This window comes from Rhodococcus sp. CH91 (assembly GCF_022554085.1).
In the GTDB taxonomy this organism is placed as follows: domain Bacteria; phylum Actinomycetota; class Actinomycetes; order Mycobacteriales; family Mycobacteriaceae; genus Rhodococcus.
Window position 1 is genome coordinate 278,316 of the sequence record NZ_JAKFYR010000003.1, and the last position, 21,298, is coordinate 299,613.

Here is a 21,298-nt window from a genome sequence, read left to right on the forward strand (position 1 = left end):
CGAAGATTTTGTGCGCCAGATCAATTCGGCAGACAGGACCGCGCGGAGCGGTGCCGGACGATATTCGGCCGGTGACATGTCGCCATGACGATCCCCCATCATCCCCCATGACCAGGCTCCCGACCCGGGAGAAAGGTACAACACGGACGAACCGGCGACAAGGGGCGCCTACTCCACAGTAGGAGTGCCCTGGCTCACATTCGCCCGATTTCCCCGTCGACCCACTCGCGGATGTGCTGCCGGAACCTCTCCGCGGACAGCGTCGAGACGGAAGCAGCACCGCCTCGCCGCATCGAGGCCGAAGCAGCACCACCTCGCGGCACCGTGTCGATATCGGCGATGCACTCGGCGACGGCCTCGATCGAATCCTCACGGAAGAGCAGGCCGTCCACCCCTTCCTCGACGGTCTCACCGGCACCGCCGAGAGAATTGACGATCACCCGCGCCCCTGCGGCACGTGCCTCCACCGGCATGATCCCGAAGTCCTCCACCGCCGGGAAGACGTAGACGTAGGCCTGCTGGTACAGGGCGTAGAGCAGCGCGTCCGACGGCCGCGCCAGCACACGGACCGGCACCGCTGCGGCCGCGGCGAGCTGTCGCAGCCGGCCTTCCTCCGGGCCGGATCCCGCGATCACCGCGGGCACACCGGCGCGCTCGGCAGCGTGGATCACCCAATCCAGTCGCTTGTACGGCACGAACCGCGAGGCCCCCAGTACGAAGGTCTCCGGAAGCCCTTCCACCAGGTCGGATTCGGCCGCGGACAGTTCGTCACGCCAGTCCGGTACCGCCGCGATGCGCGCCGTCTCCACGGGCGGGAAGATCACCCGCGCGTCCACCCCCCAGGCTCGTTCGATGCGCCGGCGCACGAAATCGCTGTTCGCTGCGAATCGCGCTCCCTCCCGCGCACGGCGCCGATCGAGGATCCGCAACGGTGGCGCAGCCAACCGCACCGCGAGCGAGGCTCCCCGGGCGTCGAGTTCGGGGTTCCACAGATAGCGAGCCGGGGTGTGCACGTACACGAACTTCTCGACACCGCCCTGTGCGGCACCGCCGGCCGCAGCCCGGAAGGTGACATGGTGGGCGAAGCAGTGGGAGCTGACCAGCGCGAAGTCGTACGCGCCCGGTCTGCCTCGCCAGACGTACGGCATGGCGCCCAGCGCCAGCGCCTTGTTCCGCCGCAAGGGCGTGCGCGCCAGACCGCTCTCGTGCACCCTGCGCCCGGGATATCGCCCAGCGTCGTCCCACAGACACAGGACGTCGGCATCGGGAAAGCTGCGGACGAACTCGTCGAGGACCTTCTCCGACCCTCCGTCACGCGCGATCCATTCGTGCACCAACACTCCACGCACAGCCATCCCTCCGAAGACCCCCTGCCGACCGGGATGTACCTTATGAGCCTGCGGGGTGCCCGGGGTAACGGGGCAGGGGAATGCCTCGATACGAATGCGGCCGGAAGACAAGGACATTCGGGGCACAGTGGAGGGCCGGGAAATCACCCCCCTTTTCACCCCCTCGGAAGTGGAGGTAAAGGAGTGGGTGTGCGGCACGCGTCGTGGTTCGGTTGCGCCGACTCGCCGATCCTCGGTCACGTCCATCTTCCCGACGACGCCAGGATCCGCGGAGCGGTGGTGCTGTGCCCGCCTCTCGGCAAGGAACATCTCGACACCTACCGCGGGGTCGCAGTGCTCGCCGAGCAGCTCGCCGAACGCGGGCTCGCCGCGATGCGGTTCGACTACACGGGGACGGGTGATTCCGCAGGCGAGCAGGACTCACCCGACGCCGTCGCCGCCTGGCAACGCAGCATCGTCACCGCGGTGGACGCCGTCCGTGCGAGCGGAGCAGCGCACATCACCGTGGTGGGCTTACGGGCCGGAGCCCTGCTCGCAGCGACGGCACTGCCGGACTGCGGACCGGTCGACGCCGCGGTGCTGTGGGATCCGATCGTCTCCGGCCGGGTGTTGCTGCGCGAACAGCGTGCTCTCTACAACGTCACCCAGGGCACCGACGATCCCGCCGATCCGCGGGTATCGATCATCGGCGGCGTGCTCGCCGCCGAGGCCGCCGACTCGCTCCGGGCGCTGAGGATCGACGCCCAGTCCCTGGCCGGCGTACGGACCCTGCTCGCGACCCGGCCCGCGGCGCGCGAGACCGCCGCGGTGTCCGCACTCGCCGCCGCACTCCGCGGCGACGAACTCCCGCTCGCCGGGCACGAGGCGTTCACCACCCCCAGTGCGCTCCACCCCACCATCCCGGCCGGGCAGCTCGCCCGCATCGCCGACTGGATCGCCGACGCCGCGCCGAACTGCACCCGCGAAGTGCGGTTCCCCGTCCGTGAGCGCGCCGTCGTCGCGACGACCGGCACCGGGATCCCGATCCACGAACACATCGAGTATCTCGGCCCGAACGACATGTTCTCCCTGCACACGCGCGCAGCCGGCACCTCCGGTCCCACGGTGCTGTTCTTCGGGACCGCGTACGAACATCGGCTCGGGCCGAGTCGCCTGTGGGTCGAACTCGCGCGCAGCCTCGCCACGCACGGCATCTCCTCGGTGCGTTTCGACCGGACCGGGGTGGGCGACACCGGCACGGCACTCGGGACCCCGCTCACCCCGCTGTACTCCGACACTTCCGACCGCGACGCCGCCGACGCCGTCGCCGCGCTCGGTATCGACCCGCGGAATCTCGCCGTGATCGGCCTGTGTTCCGGTGCGTGGTACGCATCCTGGGTCGGTATCCGCGGACACGCGCGCGTCGCGGTGCTGGTCAACATGATCCTGTGGTCCACCCATCGACGGAAGTCGCTGCGGGCCATGCTCGGTCCCCCCGTACCCGGCGCTCCCGGAAACGCCGGGGACGCCCCGGCCGAAGACCTCCCGCTACGTGCCCGCATCAAGCCGTGGGCGCAGAAGTACCTTCCGTACAACCTGTGGCTGATGCTCGGCAGAGTCGGGGCGACCCAGGTGCCCGAGGTGGTGCTCGAAGCATTGCGCCGGGCGGAGGTGTCGACCACGGTCGTGCTGTCGGCCCAGGATCATCGCTCGTTCCTCTACCAGCGCGGCAGCGAGAGCCTCGACCGATTGCGGCGTCGCGGTTTCACCGGCCGCATCCTCGCCGGGACGGTCGGCGACCACGGCGGCTACCAGCGCGACGGGCGCGAATTCCTCCGTGCGGCGATCACGTCCACCGTGCTCGCCGAGTTCGGTATCCGCGCCCCCGATCCGGCGACGAGCGAGCGCATCTCGTGACCCCGTTCTTGCTGCTGCTCGCCGTGCCCGCGGCGCTCGCGTTGTTCGCCGCGCTCCATCGTCGCCCCCAGCGCGGGTTGTTGCTCGTCGCCGCGCTCACACCGCTGCACGGACTGCTGGTGATCGTCCCCGGGGGTGAAGCGCTGTCACCGTGGAAGGAGGGCGTGCTCCTGCTCACCCTCGCCGCGACCTTCGTCAGCCCCTACCGGGACAGACTTCCGGCGCCGTCCTATCCGTGGTGGCCGGCCGTGGTCGCCTGGGCCGCGATCGGTGTCGGCTCGGCCGCGGTCACCTCGGGACTCGCAGGGATCACCGCCGTCAAGATCACCTTCTTCTATCTCGTCATACCGGTGATCCTCTGGCGCGCACCGTTCGGCGCGCGCGACCGCGACCACCTGGTGACGATCCTCATGGGCACGGGGGTTCTCACCGCACTGATCGGACTCGCGCAACAGGCGATCGGCGGTGAGCGACTCGCCGAGCTCGGCTACCGCTGGGACGAGCATCTCCGCATCACCGGTGGAATCCTGCGCAGCTTCAGCACCTTCACCACACCCTTCGCGTTCGGTCTGTTCGTCATGATCAGCCTGATCGTGGGCTGTGCGGTCGCGTTCGCCGATCCGCGCCGGCTCCGCAACACACTGTTCCTGTGTGCTGTACCGATCATGCTGCTCGGGATGGGTGTGACGATCGTGCGCGCGAGCTACATCGGGCTCGTCGTGGCACTGTTGTGGCTCGCCATCCACCGGTACCGCGCCCTGTTCCTCGGATTCGGTGCCGCCCTCGCGCTCGCGCCAGTCCTCCTGCTGACGATACCGAGCTCGGTGCTGGCCCCGTTGTTCTCGTCGTCGAGCCTCGGCGAGCGTGGCGACGGATGGTCGCAGACACTGTCGTCGCTGTGGGTGCACCCCTTCGGACAGGGACTGGGTGCGACCGGCTCGGCGGCCGCGAAGGCGGTCGACGACGGCAATCCGATGCTGTCGGAGCTGTCGTTGCAGGCGGCGGTCCAGTTCGGATTCATGCCGTACCAGCCGGACAACTACTACATGAAACTCGCCGTGGAACTCGGGCCGATCGGTCTGTGGTTGTTCGTCCTGGTCCTCGTGTGCGCCGCGGTCTCGACGCTGCGCGCGTCGCGGATCATGAACGGGCAGGATGCCGCCCTCGCACTCGGGGTGAGCGGCACGATCGTCGCGGCGGCGGTCGCGTCCACCGTGGCGACCTACCTCGAGATCTTCCCGCTCGACGTCTATTTCTGGTTACTGTTAGGAACTGTCGGATGCGCACTGACGCAACATTGGTCACCTCGACGAAGCTCGGTCACCGCATCGGATTCGGCGCCCTCGCACTCCGACCGTCCGGCAGCGGCGTCCAGACCTATGTCCGCGAACTGCTGAACGCCCTCGATCCCCTGCTGCACGACTCCGCGCTGAGCGCGACGGTCCAGCGCGACGCCGCCGGCGAGCTCCCCGACGGCATCACCCCACTCGTACGCCCCGTTGCCGACGGGATACGCCGCATGCTCCACGCCAAGGCACCCGTCTTCGGAGTCGACCTGTTCCACAGTCTCGACGTCGATCTTCCCGTCCTCTGTTCCGGACCCACCGTGTCGACATTCCACGATCTGGCGGTGTTCGACACCCCGTGGGCCTTCGACCGCCGCCGCGCGGCAGGAGAACGGTTGCTGCTGCGGGATGCCATGCGCCGGGCGGACGTACTCGTCGCGGTCTCCGACTTCACCGCCGAACGGATCCATGCACTGTGCGGACGCGACGCCGTGGTCACCCCGCTCGCCCCCGCGAGCTGGGCCACGCCGCCGACCGCCGACGAGGTGCGCGACATCCGTGAGGCCTACCGGCTTCCCGATCGGTTCGTCCTGCAGGTCGGCACCGTCGAACCCCGCAAGGACGTCGCGCTCGTCGCGAACGCGTGTCGTGCTCTCGACATACCGCTCGTGCTCGCCGGCGCCGGATCCACGGGCCCCGACGCTCCGGCCGGTGCGATCGGCCTCGGCTACGTGCCCACCGCGCATCTGCCGGCGCTGTACGCCGCCGCGAGCGCCGTGGCCTACGCGTCGCGTTACGAAGGATTCGGGTTGCCGCCGCTCGAGGCGATGGCCTGCGGCGGCGCCGTGGTGACGAGTGCCGTCGGCGCACTACCCGACGTGGTCGACGACGGCGCGTTGCTCGTCACCGACCACAACGAGAATTCGTGGAGCGCAGCCCTGCGGGTGGTCGTCCACGACACCGATACCGCCGAAGCGCTGCGCGCACATGGGCGGGCGGTCGTGGCCGGGTACACGTGGACACGCACCGCGCAGCTCACAGTGGACGCCTACCGCACCGCGGGCCTACTCCTGTGACAAGGACGCCGGATGGGTAGGCATTCGCTGGCCGACCGCATGGCCGAGACCGTCGTGATGGAACGGATCGTCGCGAAGGCACACGATCCCGGCGGCACCCTGCACGAACCCCGGGCCCCCGAACTCGACGGACGCGCCGCGCGGCGGAACACCGTGGTGATGCTCGGCAGCCGCCTGGCCGTCGCGTCCATGGGCTGGGCCGGATCGATGATCGTCGCCCGGGCACTGGCTCCCGACGACTTCGGGAAGTTCTCCTTCGTCTTCGGTCTGCTCGGATTGCTGTCCGTCGTGACCGATCTCGGCGTGGGACGCGTGGTGCTCGCCAAACTCGTCGAATGCAATCCGTGGGAGGTCTCGTACGTCACCACCGCGTTCATCGCGCTGCGCGGATTCCTCGGCCTGCTCGGTTACGCGCTCGCCGTGGGGTACGTGCTGCTGCTCGGGTACTCCTCCGACGTCGTCCGCGCGACGATGATCGCCGGACTCGTGGTGGTGATCGCGACCCCCAACAATGCCCTGGCGGTGATGTACCAGAGCCGGCTGCGCATGGCGTCGGTGGCGGTAGCGGAAACGTTCGGGCAGCTCGCGCAGTTGATCGCCACCATCGCAGCGGTGCTGTGGAATCCGGTTCTGCTCGTCCTCGTCGTGCCGGCCGTGATCAACGAGATCGTCGGGGCGGGCATCCTGATCCGCGGGGTCCGCGCAGGCAAGGCCGGCCCTTTGCCCGCCGCGCGCGCCCAGTTGTGGCGCTGGCGGGAGATGCTCGTCGAGGCGATTCCGCTCAGTATCGGATTCGCGCTGCTCACCGTGTTGTCGAAGATCGACGTGCTGATGCTCGGACGGATGGACACCTTCGACTCGGTGGGTCTGTACACCGTCGGATACAAGTTCGCCGACCTGCTGTCGATGGTCTCCTCGACCGTTGTCGGGCCCGTGACCACCCTGCTGGTCGCGACCTGGCCGGCCCGGAGCGACGAGTTCCGCCGTCGCACCCGCGAGGCGGCCATGCTGCTCGCGGTGCTCGGCGCGACCGCCGCCGCGGCGTTCTGGACCTCCGCGGACGGAGTGCTGTCGCTGCTCTACGGTGAGCGATTCGCCGAGGCGGCCGACGCGTCCCGTCTGCTGGTGCTCGGCAGTGCACTGTCGATGCTCACCGAACTCGGTCTGATGGTGCTCATCGCGACGGGACGGCACCGGGTGTATCCGTGGGTCGCTCTCGCCGCTCTCGCCGCGAATGTCGGGGCGAATCTCGTACTCATCCCGCGCATGTCGTTCCAGGGCGCGGCGCTGGCGACCGTGCTGACCGAGGCGGTGCTGCTCGTCGCGATCTGGATCGTGGTCGCTCGGACAGTGCGGATCGGCCGCCTGTTCCCCTTCGCCCAGACCGTCGCCATCGCGATGCTCGGTGTTGCGGTGGCCGTGTGGATGTCGCTGTTCGCCGACCGCTACGATCTTCCCTGGCCCGTCACTGCCGTCCTCGCAGCCGTCTGTGTTCTGGCCGGAACCCATATCCTTCCCATCACCGGCGGGCTCGGCCTCGTCGGTCTGGTCAAGTCCCGTTGAGGTTGCAGTGTTCTTTTCGCGGTCGGTGCCGCGCCGTGTCTCGCGGTCCATGCCGTTGCGTGCCGTCCTTGCCCTTGTCGGTGTGTTCGCCCTGTCGTGCACGCAGAGCGCCGAACCCCCCGAGTGCCGCACCGATCTGACCGGCAGCAGTCTGGGGATCGCGACCGGCTCCGGTCTGGACGGCCTCGCCGACTCCGAGCTCGACACCTACATGTCGGCGGTCGCCGAGAGCGGTGCCGGCTGGGTCCGGTTCGACATCGACTGGTCCATCGTCGAGCCCGCCCGGGGACGCTTCGACTGGAGTGGAACCGACCGCGTGATCTCCGCGGCGGACTCGCACGACCTGCAGATACTGGGCTTGCTCACCCACACGCCCCGGTGGGCACGGACGGCGGACGCCGATATCGACGACACCCACGGCATGCCGGCGGACCCGGGCGAATTCGGCCGCTTCGCCGGCGACGTCGCCGAACGCTATTCCGGAAGCATCGCGCACTGGGAGATCTGGAACGAACCGAATTCGACCGTCTTCTTCACTCCACGCCCCGACGTCCGCGCCTACGCCGACCTGCTCGTCGCGGCGTCGGACGCGATCCGCAACGTGGACCCGGCAGCCGTGATCGTGACCGGCGGTCTGTCCCCCGCGGTCGACGACGGCTCGGACATCGCGCCCACGACCTTCCTCACCGAGTTGTACGCACAGGGGGTCTCGTCGACCTTCGACGTCGTCGGCATGCACCCCTACAGCTACCCGGCGCTGCCGTCCGACGAGTCGACCTCCGACTGGAACTCCTTCTACCGCATGCGTGAGATGCGGACCGTCATGGTCGACGGGGGCGACTCCGACAAGCCGATCTGGGCAACGGAGTTCGGGGCACCGACCGGGACGGGCGCAGACGCGGTGGGGTTCACCGACCAGGCGGACATCCTGCGCGACGGCATCACCGAACAGCGTGCGCTCGGATTCGTCGACAAGCTGTTCGTCTACAGCCTCCTCGACCGGGGAACCGACGTGTCCGATCGCGAGCAGAACTTCGGGGTCGCCACGTACGACGGGTCGCAGAAACCCGCCTGGGACGTGCTGCGCACGGCCGCGAGCACCCCCGGCTGCCTCTGATCACGAACGGCCCGGCGTGAGTGCGCCGAGTGCCGCAGTACGAAGGGGACGCACGAGATCGGCGGCGCAGTCGGCGGCACGCAGGGTCCAGCGGTGGTGCGGCCTCGAGGCGGGAACGGCGACGACCGAACCCACCCGGTATCCGCCGTTCGCCCACTGCGACTTGAATTCCGATGTGCCGAAGAGATAGTCGAACCGTTCGACGCCGAGATGGTCGTGCCGGTCGGCGAGGCGGCGTTGCAGCAACTGCCCCGGCTGGAAGCGGCGCACGTCGGGATGGAATCGGGCCATCCACATCTCGGCGGTCGAGCCGGTACGGAACATGATCTCGTGCGCGGACCATCGGCCGCCGACGAGCAGGCCGACGACGAGCAATCTGCCGGCGCGCGCTTCGGCGTCGAGCAGTGGTCTGCTGAAGGACGCCAGGGGCGGAGCGCAGAAGTCGTCGCGTCCGCTGTGTTCGTCGGCCGCCGCGGCGACCGCGACGATGTCGGGCCACCGCTGCGCGAGATGGTCCGGCTCGCACACCACTTCGACGGTGGCGGGGGTTCCCGCCCGTTCCAGTGCTCGCTCGAGCCGGGACAGCGTCTTGAGTGTTCGCCTGCCGCGCAGCGACTCCGCTCCCTGCCCGGTGGCGAGGTCGATGGTCAGGCACTGCTCCGTGGCGACCACGTCGACGCTCCACCGCGGCGAGGCGCGCAGCATCGCGAGAAGCGGGTCGGTCAGGTCGACGTGGTCGAGTTGCAGGGCCATGTTCCGATCGGCGATCCCGTCGAGCAGATCACCGAGGGCGGCCTCGTCGGTCGCAAGGAAGGATCCGATGGTGCCGAGACCGTGCGCCGGCAGGCGCAGGGCGGTGACGCCGAAACGAGTGCGGGCATGTACGGGCGCGAGTCCGACGAGCCGGCCGTGGCGCCGGATCGTGCACACCGCCGTCCGCCCGCGCCCCACCCGGTTCCAGGCCAGCGCGTAGGACGGCCGGGTCGCGACGCGCTGAGACAGTCCTTCTGCGAGGTCGTCCCACTCCTCGACCATCCGCGCGGCCGAGACCTCGTCGTGGATCGCAAAACTCACGGTGCGTACACACCGGAGCCTTCGGTCCGCGAATGTGGCATCTTCCGAACGTCCCCTCGATACAGTGGATCCGCGGCGCCGGTCCGCCGCTCGCTCCACCGGGAAGATCGCGGACCGGGGGCGCAGCGTTACGACCGAAGCCCGGAACAGTCCGGATCCCAGAACAGGAGGGTCGATGGGTCGTCTCGTGCGCGCCGCATTGTCCGCCGTTGTCTCGTCTTCCCTCGCAGTGCTGGCGGCGTGCGCTCCACCGACGCAAGCCCCTCCGCCGGTCACGTGCGCGTCCGACGACATCGGCATCGCAGCCGGGGCGCCGCTGATGTACCTGCCGGATGCGGAACTCGACCGCGAACTCGATGCCGTCCGCGCGGTGGGTGCCCGGTGGCTGCGCGTGGACGTCGACTGGTCGGTGGTCGAACCGCACCGCGGGCAACAGAACTGGTCGGTACCGGATCGTGTGGTGGACCGAGCCCGCGCACGCGGCCTCGAGGTGCTCGGCATCGTCGCGTACACCCCGGCCTGGGCGCGGGTCGCCGGTGGCTCCGACACCCACGGATATCCGGCCGACCCGGCGGCATTCGCCACCTTCGCCCGGCAGGCGGCGACGCGTTATGCGACCCGCGTGCACCACTGGGAGATATGGAACGAGCCGAACCTGACGAGTTTCTTCCGGCCACGCGCCGATATCGGCGCGTACGTCGAACTGCTGGCCGCTGCGGCGCCGGCGATCAAGGCCGTGCAACCCGGCGCGCGAATCCTCAACGGCGGACTCGCCCCCGCCGTGGACGACGGGACGAACATCTCACCGGTCACCTACGTGGAACAGCTCTATGCGCGCGGGGCGCACCGGTACTTCGACATCCTGTCCGTCCACCCCTACAGTTATCCGGCGCTGCCGTCGGATGCGAGCACGCAGAGCTGGAACACCTTCTACCGCATGCGATCGATGCGCGACATCATGGTGCGCTACGGCGACGGCGACACGCCGATCTGGGCCACGGAGTTCGGTGCCCCGACCGGAACCGCGTCGAACGCGGTGAGCGCGCAGCGTCAGGCGGACATCATCGCCGACGGTATCGCGGAGGCACGCCGGCTCGGCTGGGTGCAGAAGGTGTTCGTCTACTCGATGCGCGACCGCGGGACGAATCGGGGCGATGTCGAACAGAACTTCGGGTTGCTCCAGCAGAACTTCTCGGCGAAGCCCTCCCACGCGGTGGTCGCTGCTGCCACGGCGTGTCCCACCGTGGACGGCCTTCTCGACGTCACCGCTCCGGTGGACGCGGTGTGGTAGCGGTCAGGAGACGAGTGCGTCGGTGACCCCGTCGAGGATCCGCTCGAGGATCGACGCCGAGGTCGCGAAGTTGATGCGCAGGAAACTGCCGGCGCCGGAGCCGAACCGCACCCCACCGTCGACGAGGATCTTCCCCCGCTCCCCCACCACCGACACCGGATCGTCGATTCCGAGAGGGCCGGTGTCGACCCAGGTCAGATAGGTTCCCTGCGGGAGGTGGTGTCTCGCCGCCGGGATCCGTTCGCGCAGAACCTCGTCCACGCGTCTGCGGTTCCGGTCGAGAACGCGGAGCAGGTCGCGTTGCCATGCGTCGCCCTCGCGCCACGCCGCGAGCGTGGCGATCACTCCCGGGGCCGAGACCGTGCCGTAGAGATCGAACGGTTCGGCGTCGCGTCGCCGCAGCAGCACCGACGACCCGTAGTGCACCACCGCGCAACGCAAACCGGCAAGATTGAACGCCTTGCTCGCAGAGGTGAGGGTCACCGTGCGCGCCGCGATCTCCGGCCCGAGCGAGGCGAACGGGATGTGCCGGTGTGGTTCGTGGATCAACTCGGCGTGGATCTCGTCGCTGACGACGAGCATGTCGAAACGTTCGGCGATGTCGGCGATCCGTTCGAGTTCCTCGCGCGTGTGCACCCGCCCGGTGGGATTGTGCGGATTCACGAGCACCAGGACACGCGGGCGGCGCCTGGCCACGACCGGTTCGAACGCCTCGAAATCCGGCACCCAGCCGTCACCGCGGTCGACGAAAGGAAAATCGATCTGCTGCAAACCCATTCGGCGCACGGAGGCCAGGAAGGGCGGATAGTTCGGCGTCTGGATCGCCACTGCGTCGCCTCGCGTGACACTCAGGCGCAGGACGATCTGGAATGCCTGGATGAGATCGGTCTGCTCGCGGACAGCACCGGGATCGGGCTCCCAGCCGTAACGCTCGCGCATACGGTGCGCGAACTCCTCACGCAGCGGCGTGCCGTGGGACCAGTCCGGGTATCCGAGATCGCTGCGGTCGATCAGCCGGTGCAGCGCCTCCGCGATCGGAGGGGCGACCGGGAAGTCCATGTCGGCGACCCATGCGGGGATCAGCCCCTCGGCGACCGCACGTGCCCATTTGGCACCGCACCGCGCCGACAGGACGTCGACGTCGAGGTCGTCGAACCCCGCGACCCCCGTACCGCCGACCGAGACATTCTCGTCGCTGGCCATGAGGAGAGAATGGCACGCTTCGCGCCGGTGCGCGCGGTGAAAATTCAGGCAGCCGGGCGCTGGCCGGTGACGAAGAAGATCAACCTGTCGGCGACGTCGACCGCCTGGTCGCCGAAGCGCCCGAAGAAACGCGCGACGAGCGCGATGTCGACTGCCGTCGGGATTCCGCCGTCCCAGTCCGGGCCTTCGAGCAGCGTCAGCACCCGGGAGTGCACCGTGTCGAGTTCGTTCTCGAAGTTGTGGATGCCCGTGATCGTCTCGAGGTCGAAGTCGGCGAAGGCACCGCGCAGGATCTCGATGATGCACGCCGCGAGATCGGCCATGCGACGAAGATCGTCGCGCAGCAGGTCGGATACGAGCGGCTCGGGGTGACGGCGCCGGACGGCGCGAGCGATGTGCAGCGTCAGTTCGCCCATGCGGGTGAGATCGCCCGTGATGCGCACGGCGGAGAAGACCAGCCGCAGGTCGGCAGCCACCGGGCCCTGCAGGGCGAGGATCCGCACCGCGCGTTCGGAACAGTCGGTGTCGAGTTCGGCGATCCGCGTGTCGAGATCCAGCGCGGCCTGCGCCGCATCGAGATCGGTCTCGAACAACGCGCGAGTGGCCAGTTCGAGACCTTCACCGGCAAGAGCGGCGAGTTCGCCCAGGCGTTCGACCAGTTCGTCGAGTTGCCCCCTGAACAGATCCCTCATGTCTCGCTCCTCTCGTCACCGGGCCACGGCAGTCGCCCGCCCCATTGTCGTCGAAGCCTCCGCCGAGCGCACACAGGGCGCCGCGCGCGTGCGCGGACACCGGATCCGTGCGGAGACTTCGGGCACTCGCAGGAGGTCAACGCTGTGCTTCGACGACACTTTCCTGGGCATTCTCGACGGACGGTACGGAGTGCGCATCGTCGTCCATGCGGGCGAGATGAGCCTTGATCCATTCGGTGCTTCCCGGCGTCGCGGTGCTGTGCTGCGGGGTGCCGGCAATGCAGGTAGACAATATGTTTCCCTCGTCGTGACGCCGATGTGCTCGGCTGCGCAGGCCACATCCATCCCCTGACGTGACCGCCATCACTATAGCGCGTGGGCGCGAGGCTTCAAATCGGGCGGAAAGCTCACCCGCGGGGAGAGCCCTCCGGATGCCGGTGGTATTCGTCGTAGCCGTAGTCGTATCCGTCGTCGTAGCGGTAGCCGGAATACGAGCGGTCCTGTGGTGGCACGAACAGCGACTCGGGCTGCGAGGGAACGGGTTCCGGAACCCGATGCCGATCGTCGGGCAGGGGGTCAGGGCGGGGCGCGGGAGCCGGTGCGGGTTCGGGAACTGCCGTGGATTCGGGAGCCGCCGGTGGATTCGCGGGCGCGCTCGTTCGGCTGCGACGAGGAAGAACCGGCACGAGTTCGCGTCCGGCACCGAGAACGACGAGACGGGTCGCCACCTCGATCTCCGCCAGGGCCCGCAGCGTGTCGTCGACCTCCGCTCGCTCCTCGGCCTCGGCACGCACGACGATCACCGCGAGCGCCAGACCCTCGGTGCGCACCCCGGTCCACCACTGCTCACCCAGACCGCAGCACACGATCCGGTCGCCGACCTCACCGAACGCGTCTCGCTCGATCACGACCCCCGCCCCGTGGAGGAGCAGGATCGAGGCGCCGAGCGAGGCGCGCTGCTGCATCATCACGACGGTGTCGAGCGGAAGCGTCGTCCGGTCGTCCTGCTCGATCTGCACGGCGGAACGATGACGGCGTGCGGTCCGCCTCGCCCAGGCGGCGCTGGTGGTCGTGCCGAAGCGCCCGTTCAGTGCGACCAGCAGTTCGGCGACGACCACGAACAGCGCGAGGAAGGTAACCCCGGCCTCGACGCCTGGTTGCGGGGACACCTTGACACCGCTGCCGCTCGGCGCCGACAGCACCTGCAGATATTCGAGGTTCGTATCCGAGCGTGCCTGCCGGAGCTGTTCGAGGCGCGCGTCGAGTTCGGCCTGCAGTACGGGGTCGGGCCCACCCTGCTCGTCGCCCGTGGCACTCGCAGCGAGGTCGGCGCGCAGACCGGCGACGACGGCGTCGAGTTCGGCGACACGCGCATCGCGCGCCGCCCGATTGCGATCGGTCTGCGCACGGTCGAGTCCGGTGACGACGACCTGCGCGAGGCGGTCGGCGCCCTCCTGAGAATCGGCACGCGCGGTCACTGTGAGCAGGGTCGGCGACGAACCGTATCCGACGTCGATACTCGATGGGAGTTCCGCAGGATCGGTGTTCGTCTCGGCAGCCACCGCGGCGACCACGGCGGAATCCTGGGAGAGCGCCACATAGGGGGCGATGAGCTGCCCGAGCGTCGCATCCGAGCCGGAGACCGACGAGGTCGTGCGGATCTCGGCGACGAGCGACGATTCGTACACCCCGGGACCGCTGTCGCGGACGAAGAACACCGCGACCGCGGCGACCGCGGCGACGAGGGCGGCGGGCACGGCGACCCGGGCGAGATCGCGGGCATGCCCCACGAGATCGACGGTCGGTGGAACACCGAGCTCACGACGCAGTTCTGCATCGCGGATGCTTCGTTCGGACACGTTGCACAGGCCTTTCGCTGCCGCCCGGACAGGGCACGTCGCCAGTGTGTCGCGACGAATCGGGCAAACGTTACCCCGGCGGCCCGTGTCAGCTTCCGAGGAGCCAGCGCGGTCGCGACCACATCTGCCAGGTTTCCGCGACACGCGCCCCCGCAGCGAGATAGAGGGGCGTGACCCGCGGCCGCGTCAGCCCGCACATGGTCACCGGTCCACGCTGCGCGTAGGTGTGTGCGGCACCCGCCCGGATCAGACTGTTCGCGTATCCGCGGCGCTGCCGCCCGGCGCGGGTTCCGAGCGACCACACCGTCCGGATCGGCCCGCTGTCCAGTAGCAGCGTGCAGCACTGCAACTGTCCGTCGTCGACGATGCCGACCACGGCGGCACCGGGTGTCCGCGCGACGGCATCCGCGTAGGCGACGGCGGCGGTACCGGGAACGATGCCGAACGCTCCGGAAGCGAGTTCCCGGGCCTGCGCCATTTCGGCTCCGCCGAGTGTCCGGAACCGAGGGTCGACCGGCGCATCGTGGGCGTCGAGACAGGTCAGGTCCAGCGAACCCGCACACACCCAGCCGTGATCGGCCAGGACCTGCGCGGCACCGAGACCGTGCCCGGCGAGCAGGATGATGGAGGGGTGCCCGGCGTCGGTCAGCACCTCGTAGACGTGTTCCGCATGGGCGGCGACGTCACCGTCGTGCACGAGTGCGAGGTTGTAGTCGGGATCGGGCGCACCGGTGATACCCACCCACCAGCCTTCCCCCTCGTCGTAACCACCCGCGGACGTCAGGGCACGCATGCTCGCGCCGTAGGCACGGCGTATGTCTCCCGGTGACGCGAAAGCTCTCTTCTCGGAGACGATCTCCACGCGCCCCTCCTTCCTGCTGCACGGACTCCCGGCTGTATCCCTACACGCTCGCCGCAGAGAACACATCGGCGGCGCCCGTCCGGGTGCCGCCGATGTCCCGAATTCCGTGGATCAGGACGGGTTGCCGATCAGATCGCGCAGGAACTTGATCACGAACTGGAGCGGATCGACCGGCGCGGGTGCGGTCTCGGGGGCCGGAGGCACCTCGCCGGACTCCGGCGCCGGGGCCGGCTTCGCCTGCGGCGCCGGGGCCGGCTTCGCCTGCGGTGCTGCACCGCCGCCGTTGCCGACCGTCACGGGAATACCACCGGTGAAGGGGCGGCCCGATGCGTCGAAGATGTTCTCGTACTGCTTGCCGGACGCGTCCTGGCAACCCCAGAACACCTTGTAGGTGCCGTCGGTGATCGCCTGCGGACCGGCCTGGGACGGTGCGCCGTTGTTCACGTAGAGCGCGCTCGAGGTGCTCGTGTTACGCACCGAGAAACTCGAGCCCGCGGGCTGATTGTCGATCCGGCCCGACGGATCGGCGGTGTCCACGGTGCCGGGCTTCAGAACGTAGGTGACACAGGTGACGCCGAGATCGACGTCGGCCCGGGACAGGTCGAAGTCGACGACGACGGCGCCGTTCTCCGCCTTCACCGACACGCTCGGACCCGCAGCGGACGAGACGCCGGGAACGGCGAGTGCCAGCAAGGCGGCACCCGACGCCGCGACGGCAGCCTTCTTCACAACAGAATTCATCGATTTTCCTCCCCGTACTTCGATGTCGGCGGCCGCTTTCGGGCGGCACACCGTCGATCGCGCCCGACTCGCGTAGTCGCGGGCACGTATACGAGGACGTTACCGTGAGGTCTCGGTGCTGTCGCGGCGAGATGGCCGGCGCTACGGAGACGTCCGATCCACGTGCCCGAGGTCACGGCCGGGATCGACGATGTCGCGTACACGCTGCTTCAGCGTCGATATTTCCGGGAAACCCTTGTCCCTCTGCCGATCCCACACTGACGTCTCGTTCACGTCGATTCGGAACACTCCGCCGGTCCCGGGGACGAGCGCCACCTCCCCGAGGGCGGTACCGAAGGTGTTCAGCAATTCCTGGGCCATCCAGGCCGCACGCAGCAACCAGCGGCACTGCGTGCAGTAGGTGATCGCCACGCGGGGAGCCTGCTCCGTCATGGGCGAAGAATATCGATCCGTCGGACCACGAACATCCCGGCCTCCGGAAAGGGTGAAGCCCCGGCAATCGTGGTGGTGGATCGGCCGGGGCTTCGGCACAGACCGATGATGGGGGTGACCGGTCTGTGCAGTCGCCCTCACAGGGGGGACAGGAGGACGACGCGGAGCCGAGTCTAATCAGACGGTTCGGTTACTCGCGAGTACCGCGACAAGTCCGTCCCGGCGTGTCAGGACGTCACCGGAGGATTCGCGGAATCGCGCTGCTCGCGCTGCGCCTCGACGAGTTCTTCCTCGGTCTCGGCGACGTACAGGAACCGCCCGAGCACGAGCGCGCCGAGAGCCGAGAGGCCCAGCCACGCTGCCAGAGCCGATGCGATCCACACCCACATGGCTCACAGTGTGCGCGAATCCTCCGCCGACACCAAACATGCGAGATCACAACATGGTTGCGAATGCACTACTCGAGGATGACTCACAACGGCGTTTCGGACATCCCCAGCGCCCTCGCCATCGCCGGAAGTGTCACGCCGATATCGTGATGCTCCTCCACTCTGCGACGGGCAGAAGCGACGGTCCCCTCTCGCAAGGCGGGTTCGGCGAGGATCCGCCGCAGCGCCTCTACCAGGGCTTTCGCGTCTCCCGGAGGCACCAGCACGCCTGCTCCGCCGGCCAGATATTCCGCGGTGCCGCCGTGATCGGTTCCCACGACGGGCACCCCGTGCGCCATCGCTTCGAGCACCCCCAGGGGCCCGGCCTCGGGCGACGTACTGGCCGAGACCATCACGTCCCAGACGGCGAAGACATCCGCGGGATCGACCGAGCCGAGGAACGAGACCCGCCCACGCAGATCGGGACGATCCGCACGACGTTTCAGTTCGTCGAGAAAGGGTTCGTCTCCGGGGAACGGCACTCCCGCCACGTCGAGGTGGAGATCGGGAATCTCCGCGACGGCCTCCAGCAGGACCCGATGCCCTTTCCACTCCGTCACCGAGGCGAGGATGCCCACCCGCGGCAGCGGGACCGCCCTCCGCACCTCCGCGGGCGGAGCTGCCGGGATCGGGACACCGTTCGGTGCGACGACCACGGAGTATCCGCATTCACGGACGGGGACGGCCGTGGCCCCGGAGACCGCGACCGCCTCCATCACCGCGGCCCTGCCCAGCCATGCGACGAGACGCTGCTTCCGGGACGACAGGGTGTCGTGCACCAGCCACGAGACGCGATCGCATCGTGGCGCGCCCGCCACCGCGAGCCGCACCGACGGCAGCGCGAACAGCGAGTTGCAGACCACCCGGGCCGGCCGGCGGGCGAGCTCGCGGCGAATCCGCACACCTCCCGCCAGCCATCGGAACGGCAGGCTCACGAGCCCGGCGAGCCGGCCGAGACCGGTTTGCCCCCACATCCCCAGCCTCGGCATCCTGACGTGCGCGCAGCCGGCCGGCAGCGCGTCGGCGAGCGGCCCGTCCGGGCACGCCACGCAGACCCGCAGGCCCTGTGCGAGTGCGACGTCCACGAGCGCGAGCATGACCTTCTCGGCACCCGAACGCTGTCCCGTGTGGCCGACGAACAACAGCGAACCATTCACCGCGGGGCGACCGTCCGGTGCACTCGGTACAGCAGGTCGGTCAGCCGCGCGGCGGTGGTGCGGATATCGAACGACTCCGCGATCCGCGCGTGTGCTGCGACCCCCATCTCCCGGCGGCGGACACCGTCTGCGAGCAGCAAGCGCAGCGCAGCGAGGAGCGCGTCGTCGTCGCCGTGCTCGACGAGAAGGCCGGTCTCACCATCGACGACCATCTCCGGAATCGCCCCCACCGTCGAGGCGACGACGGGGAGTCCAGCCGCACCGGCTTCGAGAATCACGTTGGGTGCCTGGTCCATTCCCGAGGGGAAACACATCAGATCCGCGGCGGCGAGGATGTCCCACAACCGGTCGTCGCCGCTGACGAGGTCGTTCACGACCTGTACTCCCGGCAGATCCGGAACGCGATCGTGCGTGACGAGAACCAGATCGCAGACCTGCCGCAGATACTGCTGATGCAGTCGCAGGAGGGTGTTGCCGCCCTTGCGTTCCATGCTCGTACCGACGAAGACGATCGAGGGCCGCGAGTGGTCCGAGCGATCGGGCACGCGCCGCTCCCCCGTGAGGAAGGGCGACCAGATACCCGGCGCCATCGTCACCACCTTCTCCTCGGGCAGCCCGTAGACCGGTCCTGTCAACGACGACGCGGTGCGCCGGCCGTTGGCGACCACGGTCGTGGCCGCGTCGAGTACCGGTCGCTCGAAACGCGCCGCGGCACGCACCGCGAGCGAAGTGAAGCGGGTCGGCGCGCGGTACGGGAGCAGGTAGGCGTTGAGCTCGTTGGTGCTGTCGGTGGTGACGACGGTGGGATACGAGGCCACCAGGTCGGCCGAGCCGAGCATGCAGTTCTGCGTGTACACGTGCAGGACGTCGATATCGCCGCGGGCCAGTCGTTCGTCGACGCGGCGCCGCAACCCCCGGGAATGGACGAGTTGCCCGCGCAGAGCCTGCAGATCGAGATCGAGCCGCCCGAGGACCGGGACCGGCGCCCGCAGGATCTTCCCGCCGAGTCCGGGTCCGTCGGCGTCGAGGAACTCGACGACGAGATCGTCGCGTTCGGCGAACGCCCGCCGCAGCGAGTGATGGACCGTTGCGTGCCCACCGATGTTCTCGTTGACGAACAACGCCCGCAGAGGTTGCCGCACTTGCACATCTCCGTTTCGCCCGATTCGCGTACTGCGTGGGGATCGAGGTCCCCCACAATTTCGTTACAAGAAGGCAACAACCCGACGGATGCTCCGAGTATCTGCAACAAGATCATGATCACTCTGAATAAGTTGGACGAGTGACTTTTCTTCGTTCCGGCCCCAACCTTCGGCGCAGAATTCCCGCGACCCTCTTGGCGTCGATCCTGTTGTGCGCGAACCCTTTTACCGCTTCCGCACAGGAATATCCTGCTCCGTCGCTCGCCGGGACGGGCGAAGTGAGCTTTCCGGCGCGCACTCTCGGATTCGGACCGAGCGTCGATTTCCGTGGCCATTCCGACACCGTCACCCTCACCGTTCCCGTGCCGGACGGGCTGACTCCTGCGGCGCTGGACACCACCGCGCAGCTCCCGGCGAACGTGGCGCGGGGATGGCTCGACGTCGAGTCCGACGGCCGGTTGCTCACCCGGGTCGAGCTACCGCCCGGCGGTGACCTCGTACCCCTGTCGATCCCTCTCACCGGTGCCGTCGTGGACGACGACGTCGCCGTGATCTCACTCGATCTGAATCTGACCGCCGTCGACAACATCTGTCCGGAGGACTGGACCTCCGAGTCGGTGCGATTGCGCGACGGCGTGATCCGTTACGCCGGAATCCCGACGATCCCGGCGGTGGTCGCCGACTATCTGCCACCTGTCCTCGACCGTCTCGAACTGTATCTGACCGAAGGACCCACGGACGCCGAGGCGACTCTCACGCTCGATCTCGCCGCAGCCGTGACGGCGCGCTATTCCGGGCGGCAGGTGCCGGTGGACGTACGCGAACTGCCACCGAACGGCATTCCGCCGGCTGCGGACAGCCCGTTCGTCCGGCAGATCGTCGTCCGCGAAGGCGGAGAGACGGGCATGGAGCTCGGCGCCGTGCCCGGAGGACCACCCGCCCTGTACATCCGCGGCGACTCCGGCACCCTGCTCGACCAGGGCCGCATGGTCACCGGGTCGCTGTCCGGCCTCGCCGTGGGCTCCGATGTCGCCGCCGGCTCGGCCGGGATCTCCCCGATGCTCCCACCCGAGTCGACCACCCTGTCCGATCTAAGGGTCACCGACCTCGAGGTGAGCGGACTCGGCGCCGCCGAGGTGCATCTCTTCCTCGACCAGGCGGAATTCGGCCGTCCGGTCCGCGACGTGAGCATCGACCTGAAGGGGTCCTACACCCCGCTCCCCGACAATCAGGGCGGGCTGATCACCGTCACCGCCGGGGACGTTCAGCTCGACGCGTGGGCAGCCGACGCGAGCGGCGTCATCGACCGCGTCGTCACCCTCCCGAACTCGTCCCTCGGGCGGCTCACCGATGTCACCGTCGCGCTCCGCACCACCGGTGCGCAGCAGCACTGCGGCCTCCAGCAACCCGTCGCCCTGAGTATCGACGGCAACAGTCGTGTCTCGAGCACCCTCGCCGATCCGCCCGCCCCCGTCGGTTTCCCGTCCGTCCCGCAGAGCCTGATGCCGCAGATGAACGTCACCACCGCGGACCGCACCCTGATCGACGTCGCACGCGCGGTCGAACTCGTCGCAGGACTCCAGTCGCTCACGACCCGTCCCCTCGACCCGGAATGGGTCTCGATCGACGAAGCGCTGGCCTCGACGGCCCCCGCTCTCGTCGTCTCGGCGAACGGCGTCATGCCCGAGCAACTGCAGTCGAAGCTGCCGCTCGTCCGCACCGAGGACCGCCGGTTCGAGGTGCGCAACGCCACCGGTGAGAGCACCAGCCTCACCTTCGGAACCGAGGTGGACTTCGCGTCGCTGCAGGTCGTGCGGGACGGTGGGCGTACCGTGCTCGTCGCCACCTCCACCGGCGTGCCCGAGGAACTCGACCGGACCCTCGCGTGGCTCGCCGCCGAACCCGGTCGCTGGTTCGAGCTCCAGGGCAGCGTACTGTTCACCGCCCCCGACCGGGATCCGATCGCTCTCACCGAGGCCGGTGCTCAGGGCGACGGCAGCGAGCCGGTACCGGGATCGGACAGCACGGTGACGACGGTGGTGATCGCGGGCGTGGCCCTGCTCGTCGCCGGTGCGGTGGGCGCCGCAGCATGGGTGCTCTCACGCCGTCGCGGCGCGCAGTCACGGTGAA

General features: G+C 68.8%; 19 protein-coding genes. 7 read left to right on the forward strand and 12 right to left on the reverse strand.

The window, feature by feature from the left end; translation table 11 throughout:
- Window positions 1–194: 194 nt before the first annotated feature.
- On the reverse strand, window positions 195–1,355 hold the full coding sequence (locus MOM01_RS07970) for a glycosyltransferase (RefSeq protein WP_241384867.1): 1,161 nt from the start codon (window positions 1,353–1,355) through the stop codon (window positions 195–197).
- Between the two features lie 183 nt (window positions 1,356–1,538).
- Here MOM01_RS07970 and MOM01_RS07975 point away from each other — a divergent pair, with 183 nt between their 5' ends.
- Genes MOM01_RS07975 through MOM01_RS07995 form a run of 5 tightly spaced genes read left to right on the forward strand, consistent with a single transcriptional unit; the run spans window position 1,539 to window position 8,287 of the window.
- Window positions 1,539–3,245 (forward strand): alpha/beta hydrolase, encoded by a 1,707-nt coding sequence (locus tag MOM01_RS07975; protein ID WP_241384868.1) that lies wholly within the window; start codon window positions 1,539–1,541, stop codon window positions 3,243–3,245.
- Window positions 3,242–4,642, forward strand: a complete 1,401-nt coding sequence (locus MOM01_RS07980) for an O-antigen ligase family protein (protein WP_241384869.1) — start codon at window positions 3,242–3,244, stop codon at window positions 4,640–4,642. The genes MOM01_RS07975 and MOM01_RS07980 overlap by 4 nt, the downstream gene beginning before the upstream one ends.
- Window positions 4,525–5,607 (forward strand): glycosyltransferase family 4 protein, encoded by a 1,083-nt coding sequence (locus tag MOM01_RS07985; protein WP_241384870.1) that lies wholly within the window; start codon window positions 4,525–4,527, stop codon window positions 5,605–5,607. Before MOM01_RS07980 ends, MOM01_RS07985 begins: the two co-directional genes overlap by 118 nt.
- Window positions 5,608–5,619: 12 nt before the next feature.
- Window positions 5,620–7,170 (forward strand): oligosaccharide flippase family protein, encoded by a 1,551-nt coding sequence (locus tag MOM01_RS07990; protein ID WP_241384871.1) that lies wholly within the window; start codon window positions 5,620–5,622, stop codon window positions 7,168–7,170.
- A gap of 7 nt (window positions 7,171–7,177) precedes the next feature.
- Window positions 7,178–8,287 carry a cellulase family glycosylhydrolase gene (locus tag MOM01_RS07995; protein ID WP_241384872.1) on the forward strand — a complete coding sequence of 370 codons (1,110 nt, stop codon included), beginning with the start codon at window positions 7,178–7,180 and terminating at the stop codon, window positions 8,285–8,287.
- Here the strand turns inward: MOM01_RS07995 and MOM01_RS08000 are convergent, their stop codons facing one another.
- On the reverse strand, window positions 8,288–9,361 hold the full coding sequence (locus MOM01_RS08000; RefSeq protein ID WP_241384873.1) for a GNAT family N-acetyltransferase: 1,074 nt from the start codon (window positions 9,359–9,361) through the stop codon (window positions 8,288–8,290).
- 175 nt (window positions 9,362–9,536) lie between these two features.
- Between MOM01_RS08000 and MOM01_RS08005 the strand changes: the two genes are divergently transcribed.
- Window positions 9,537–10,652: a GH39 family glycosyl hydrolase gene (locus tag MOM01_RS08005; RefSeq protein WP_241384874.1), complete on the forward strand. Its 1,116-nt coding sequence runs from the start codon at window positions 9,537–9,539 to the stop codon at window positions 10,650–10,652.
- Window positions 10,653–10,655: 3 nt separating this feature from the next.
- Here MOM01_RS08005 and MOM01_RS08010 read toward each other — a convergent pair whose 3' ends face one another.
- From MOM01_RS08010 to MOM01_RS08055, 10 genes are all read right to left on the reverse strand, one after another.
- On the reverse strand, window positions 10,656–11,855 hold the full coding sequence (locus MOM01_RS08010; RefSeq protein WP_241384875.1) for a MalY/PatB family protein: 1,200 nt from the start codon (window positions 11,853–11,855) through the stop codon (window positions 10,656–10,658).
- Window positions 11,856–11,899: 44 nt separating this feature from the next.
- Window positions 11,900–12,547, reverse strand: a complete 648-nt coding sequence (locus tag MOM01_RS08015) for a phosphate signaling complex PhoU family protein (RefSeq protein WP_241384876.1) — start codon at window positions 12,545–12,547, stop codon at window positions 11,900–11,902.
- 136 nt (window positions 12,548–12,683) lie between these two features.
- Window positions 12,684–12,839, reverse strand: coding sequence for a hypothetical protein (locus tag MOM01_RS08020; RefSeq protein WP_241384877.1), 156 nt, complete (start codon window positions 12,837–12,839; stop codon window positions 12,684–12,686).
- A gap of 115 nt (window positions 12,840–12,954) precedes the next feature.
- Window positions 12,955–14,406, reverse strand: a complete 1,452-nt coding sequence (locus tag MOM01_RS08025; protein ID WP_241384878.1) for a hypothetical protein — start codon at window positions 14,404–14,406, stop codon at window positions 12,955–12,957.
- Window positions 14,407–14,494: 88 nt separating this feature from the next.
- On the reverse strand, window positions 14,495–15,268 hold the full coding sequence (locus MOM01_RS08030) for an N-acetyltransferase (RefSeq protein WP_241384879.1): 774 nt from the start codon (window positions 15,266–15,268) through the stop codon (window positions 14,495–14,497).
- A gap of 111 nt (window positions 15,269–15,379) precedes the next feature.
- Complete coding sequence (locus MOM01_RS08035; protein WP_241384880.1) at window positions 15,380–16,009, reverse strand: hypothetical protein; 630 nt, start codon at window positions 16,007–16,009, stop codon at window positions 15,380–15,382.
- Window positions 16,010–16,150: 141 nt separating this feature from the next.
- Entirely contained in the window at window positions 16,151–16,441 is a 291-nt protein-coding gene (locus MOM01_RS08040; protein ID WP_241384881.1) for a SelT/SelW/SelH family protein, read from the reverse strand.
- A 227-nt stretch (window positions 16,442–16,668) separates the two neighbouring features.
- Window positions 16,669–16,830 carry a hypothetical protein gene (locus MOM01_RS08045; RefSeq protein ID WP_241384882.1) on the reverse strand — a complete coding sequence of 54 codons (162 nt, stop codon included), beginning with the start codon at window positions 16,828–16,830 and terminating at the stop codon, window positions 16,669–16,671.
- Between the two features lie 83 nt (window positions 16,831–16,913).
- Window positions 16,914–18,026, reverse strand: coding sequence for a glycosyltransferase family 4 protein (locus tag MOM01_RS08050; RefSeq protein ID WP_241384883.1), 1,113 nt, complete (start codon window positions 18,024–18,026; stop codon window positions 16,914–16,916).
- Window positions 18,023–19,168, reverse strand: a complete 1,146-nt coding sequence (locus MOM01_RS08055) for a glycosyltransferase family 4 protein (protein ID WP_241384884.1) — start codon at window positions 19,166–19,168, stop codon at window positions 18,023–18,025. The genes MOM01_RS08050 and MOM01_RS08055 overlap by 4 nt, the downstream gene beginning before the upstream one ends.
- Before the next feature lie 278 nt (window positions 19,169–19,446).
- Here MOM01_RS08055 and MOM01_RS08060 point away from each other — a divergent pair, with 278 nt between their 5' ends.
- On the forward strand, window positions 19,447–21,297 hold the full coding sequence (locus tag MOM01_RS08060) for a hypothetical protein (protein WP_241384885.1): 1,851 nt from the start codon (window positions 19,447–19,449) through the stop codon (window positions 21,295–21,297).
- The last annotated feature ends 1 nt before the right edge of the window (window position 21,298 follow it).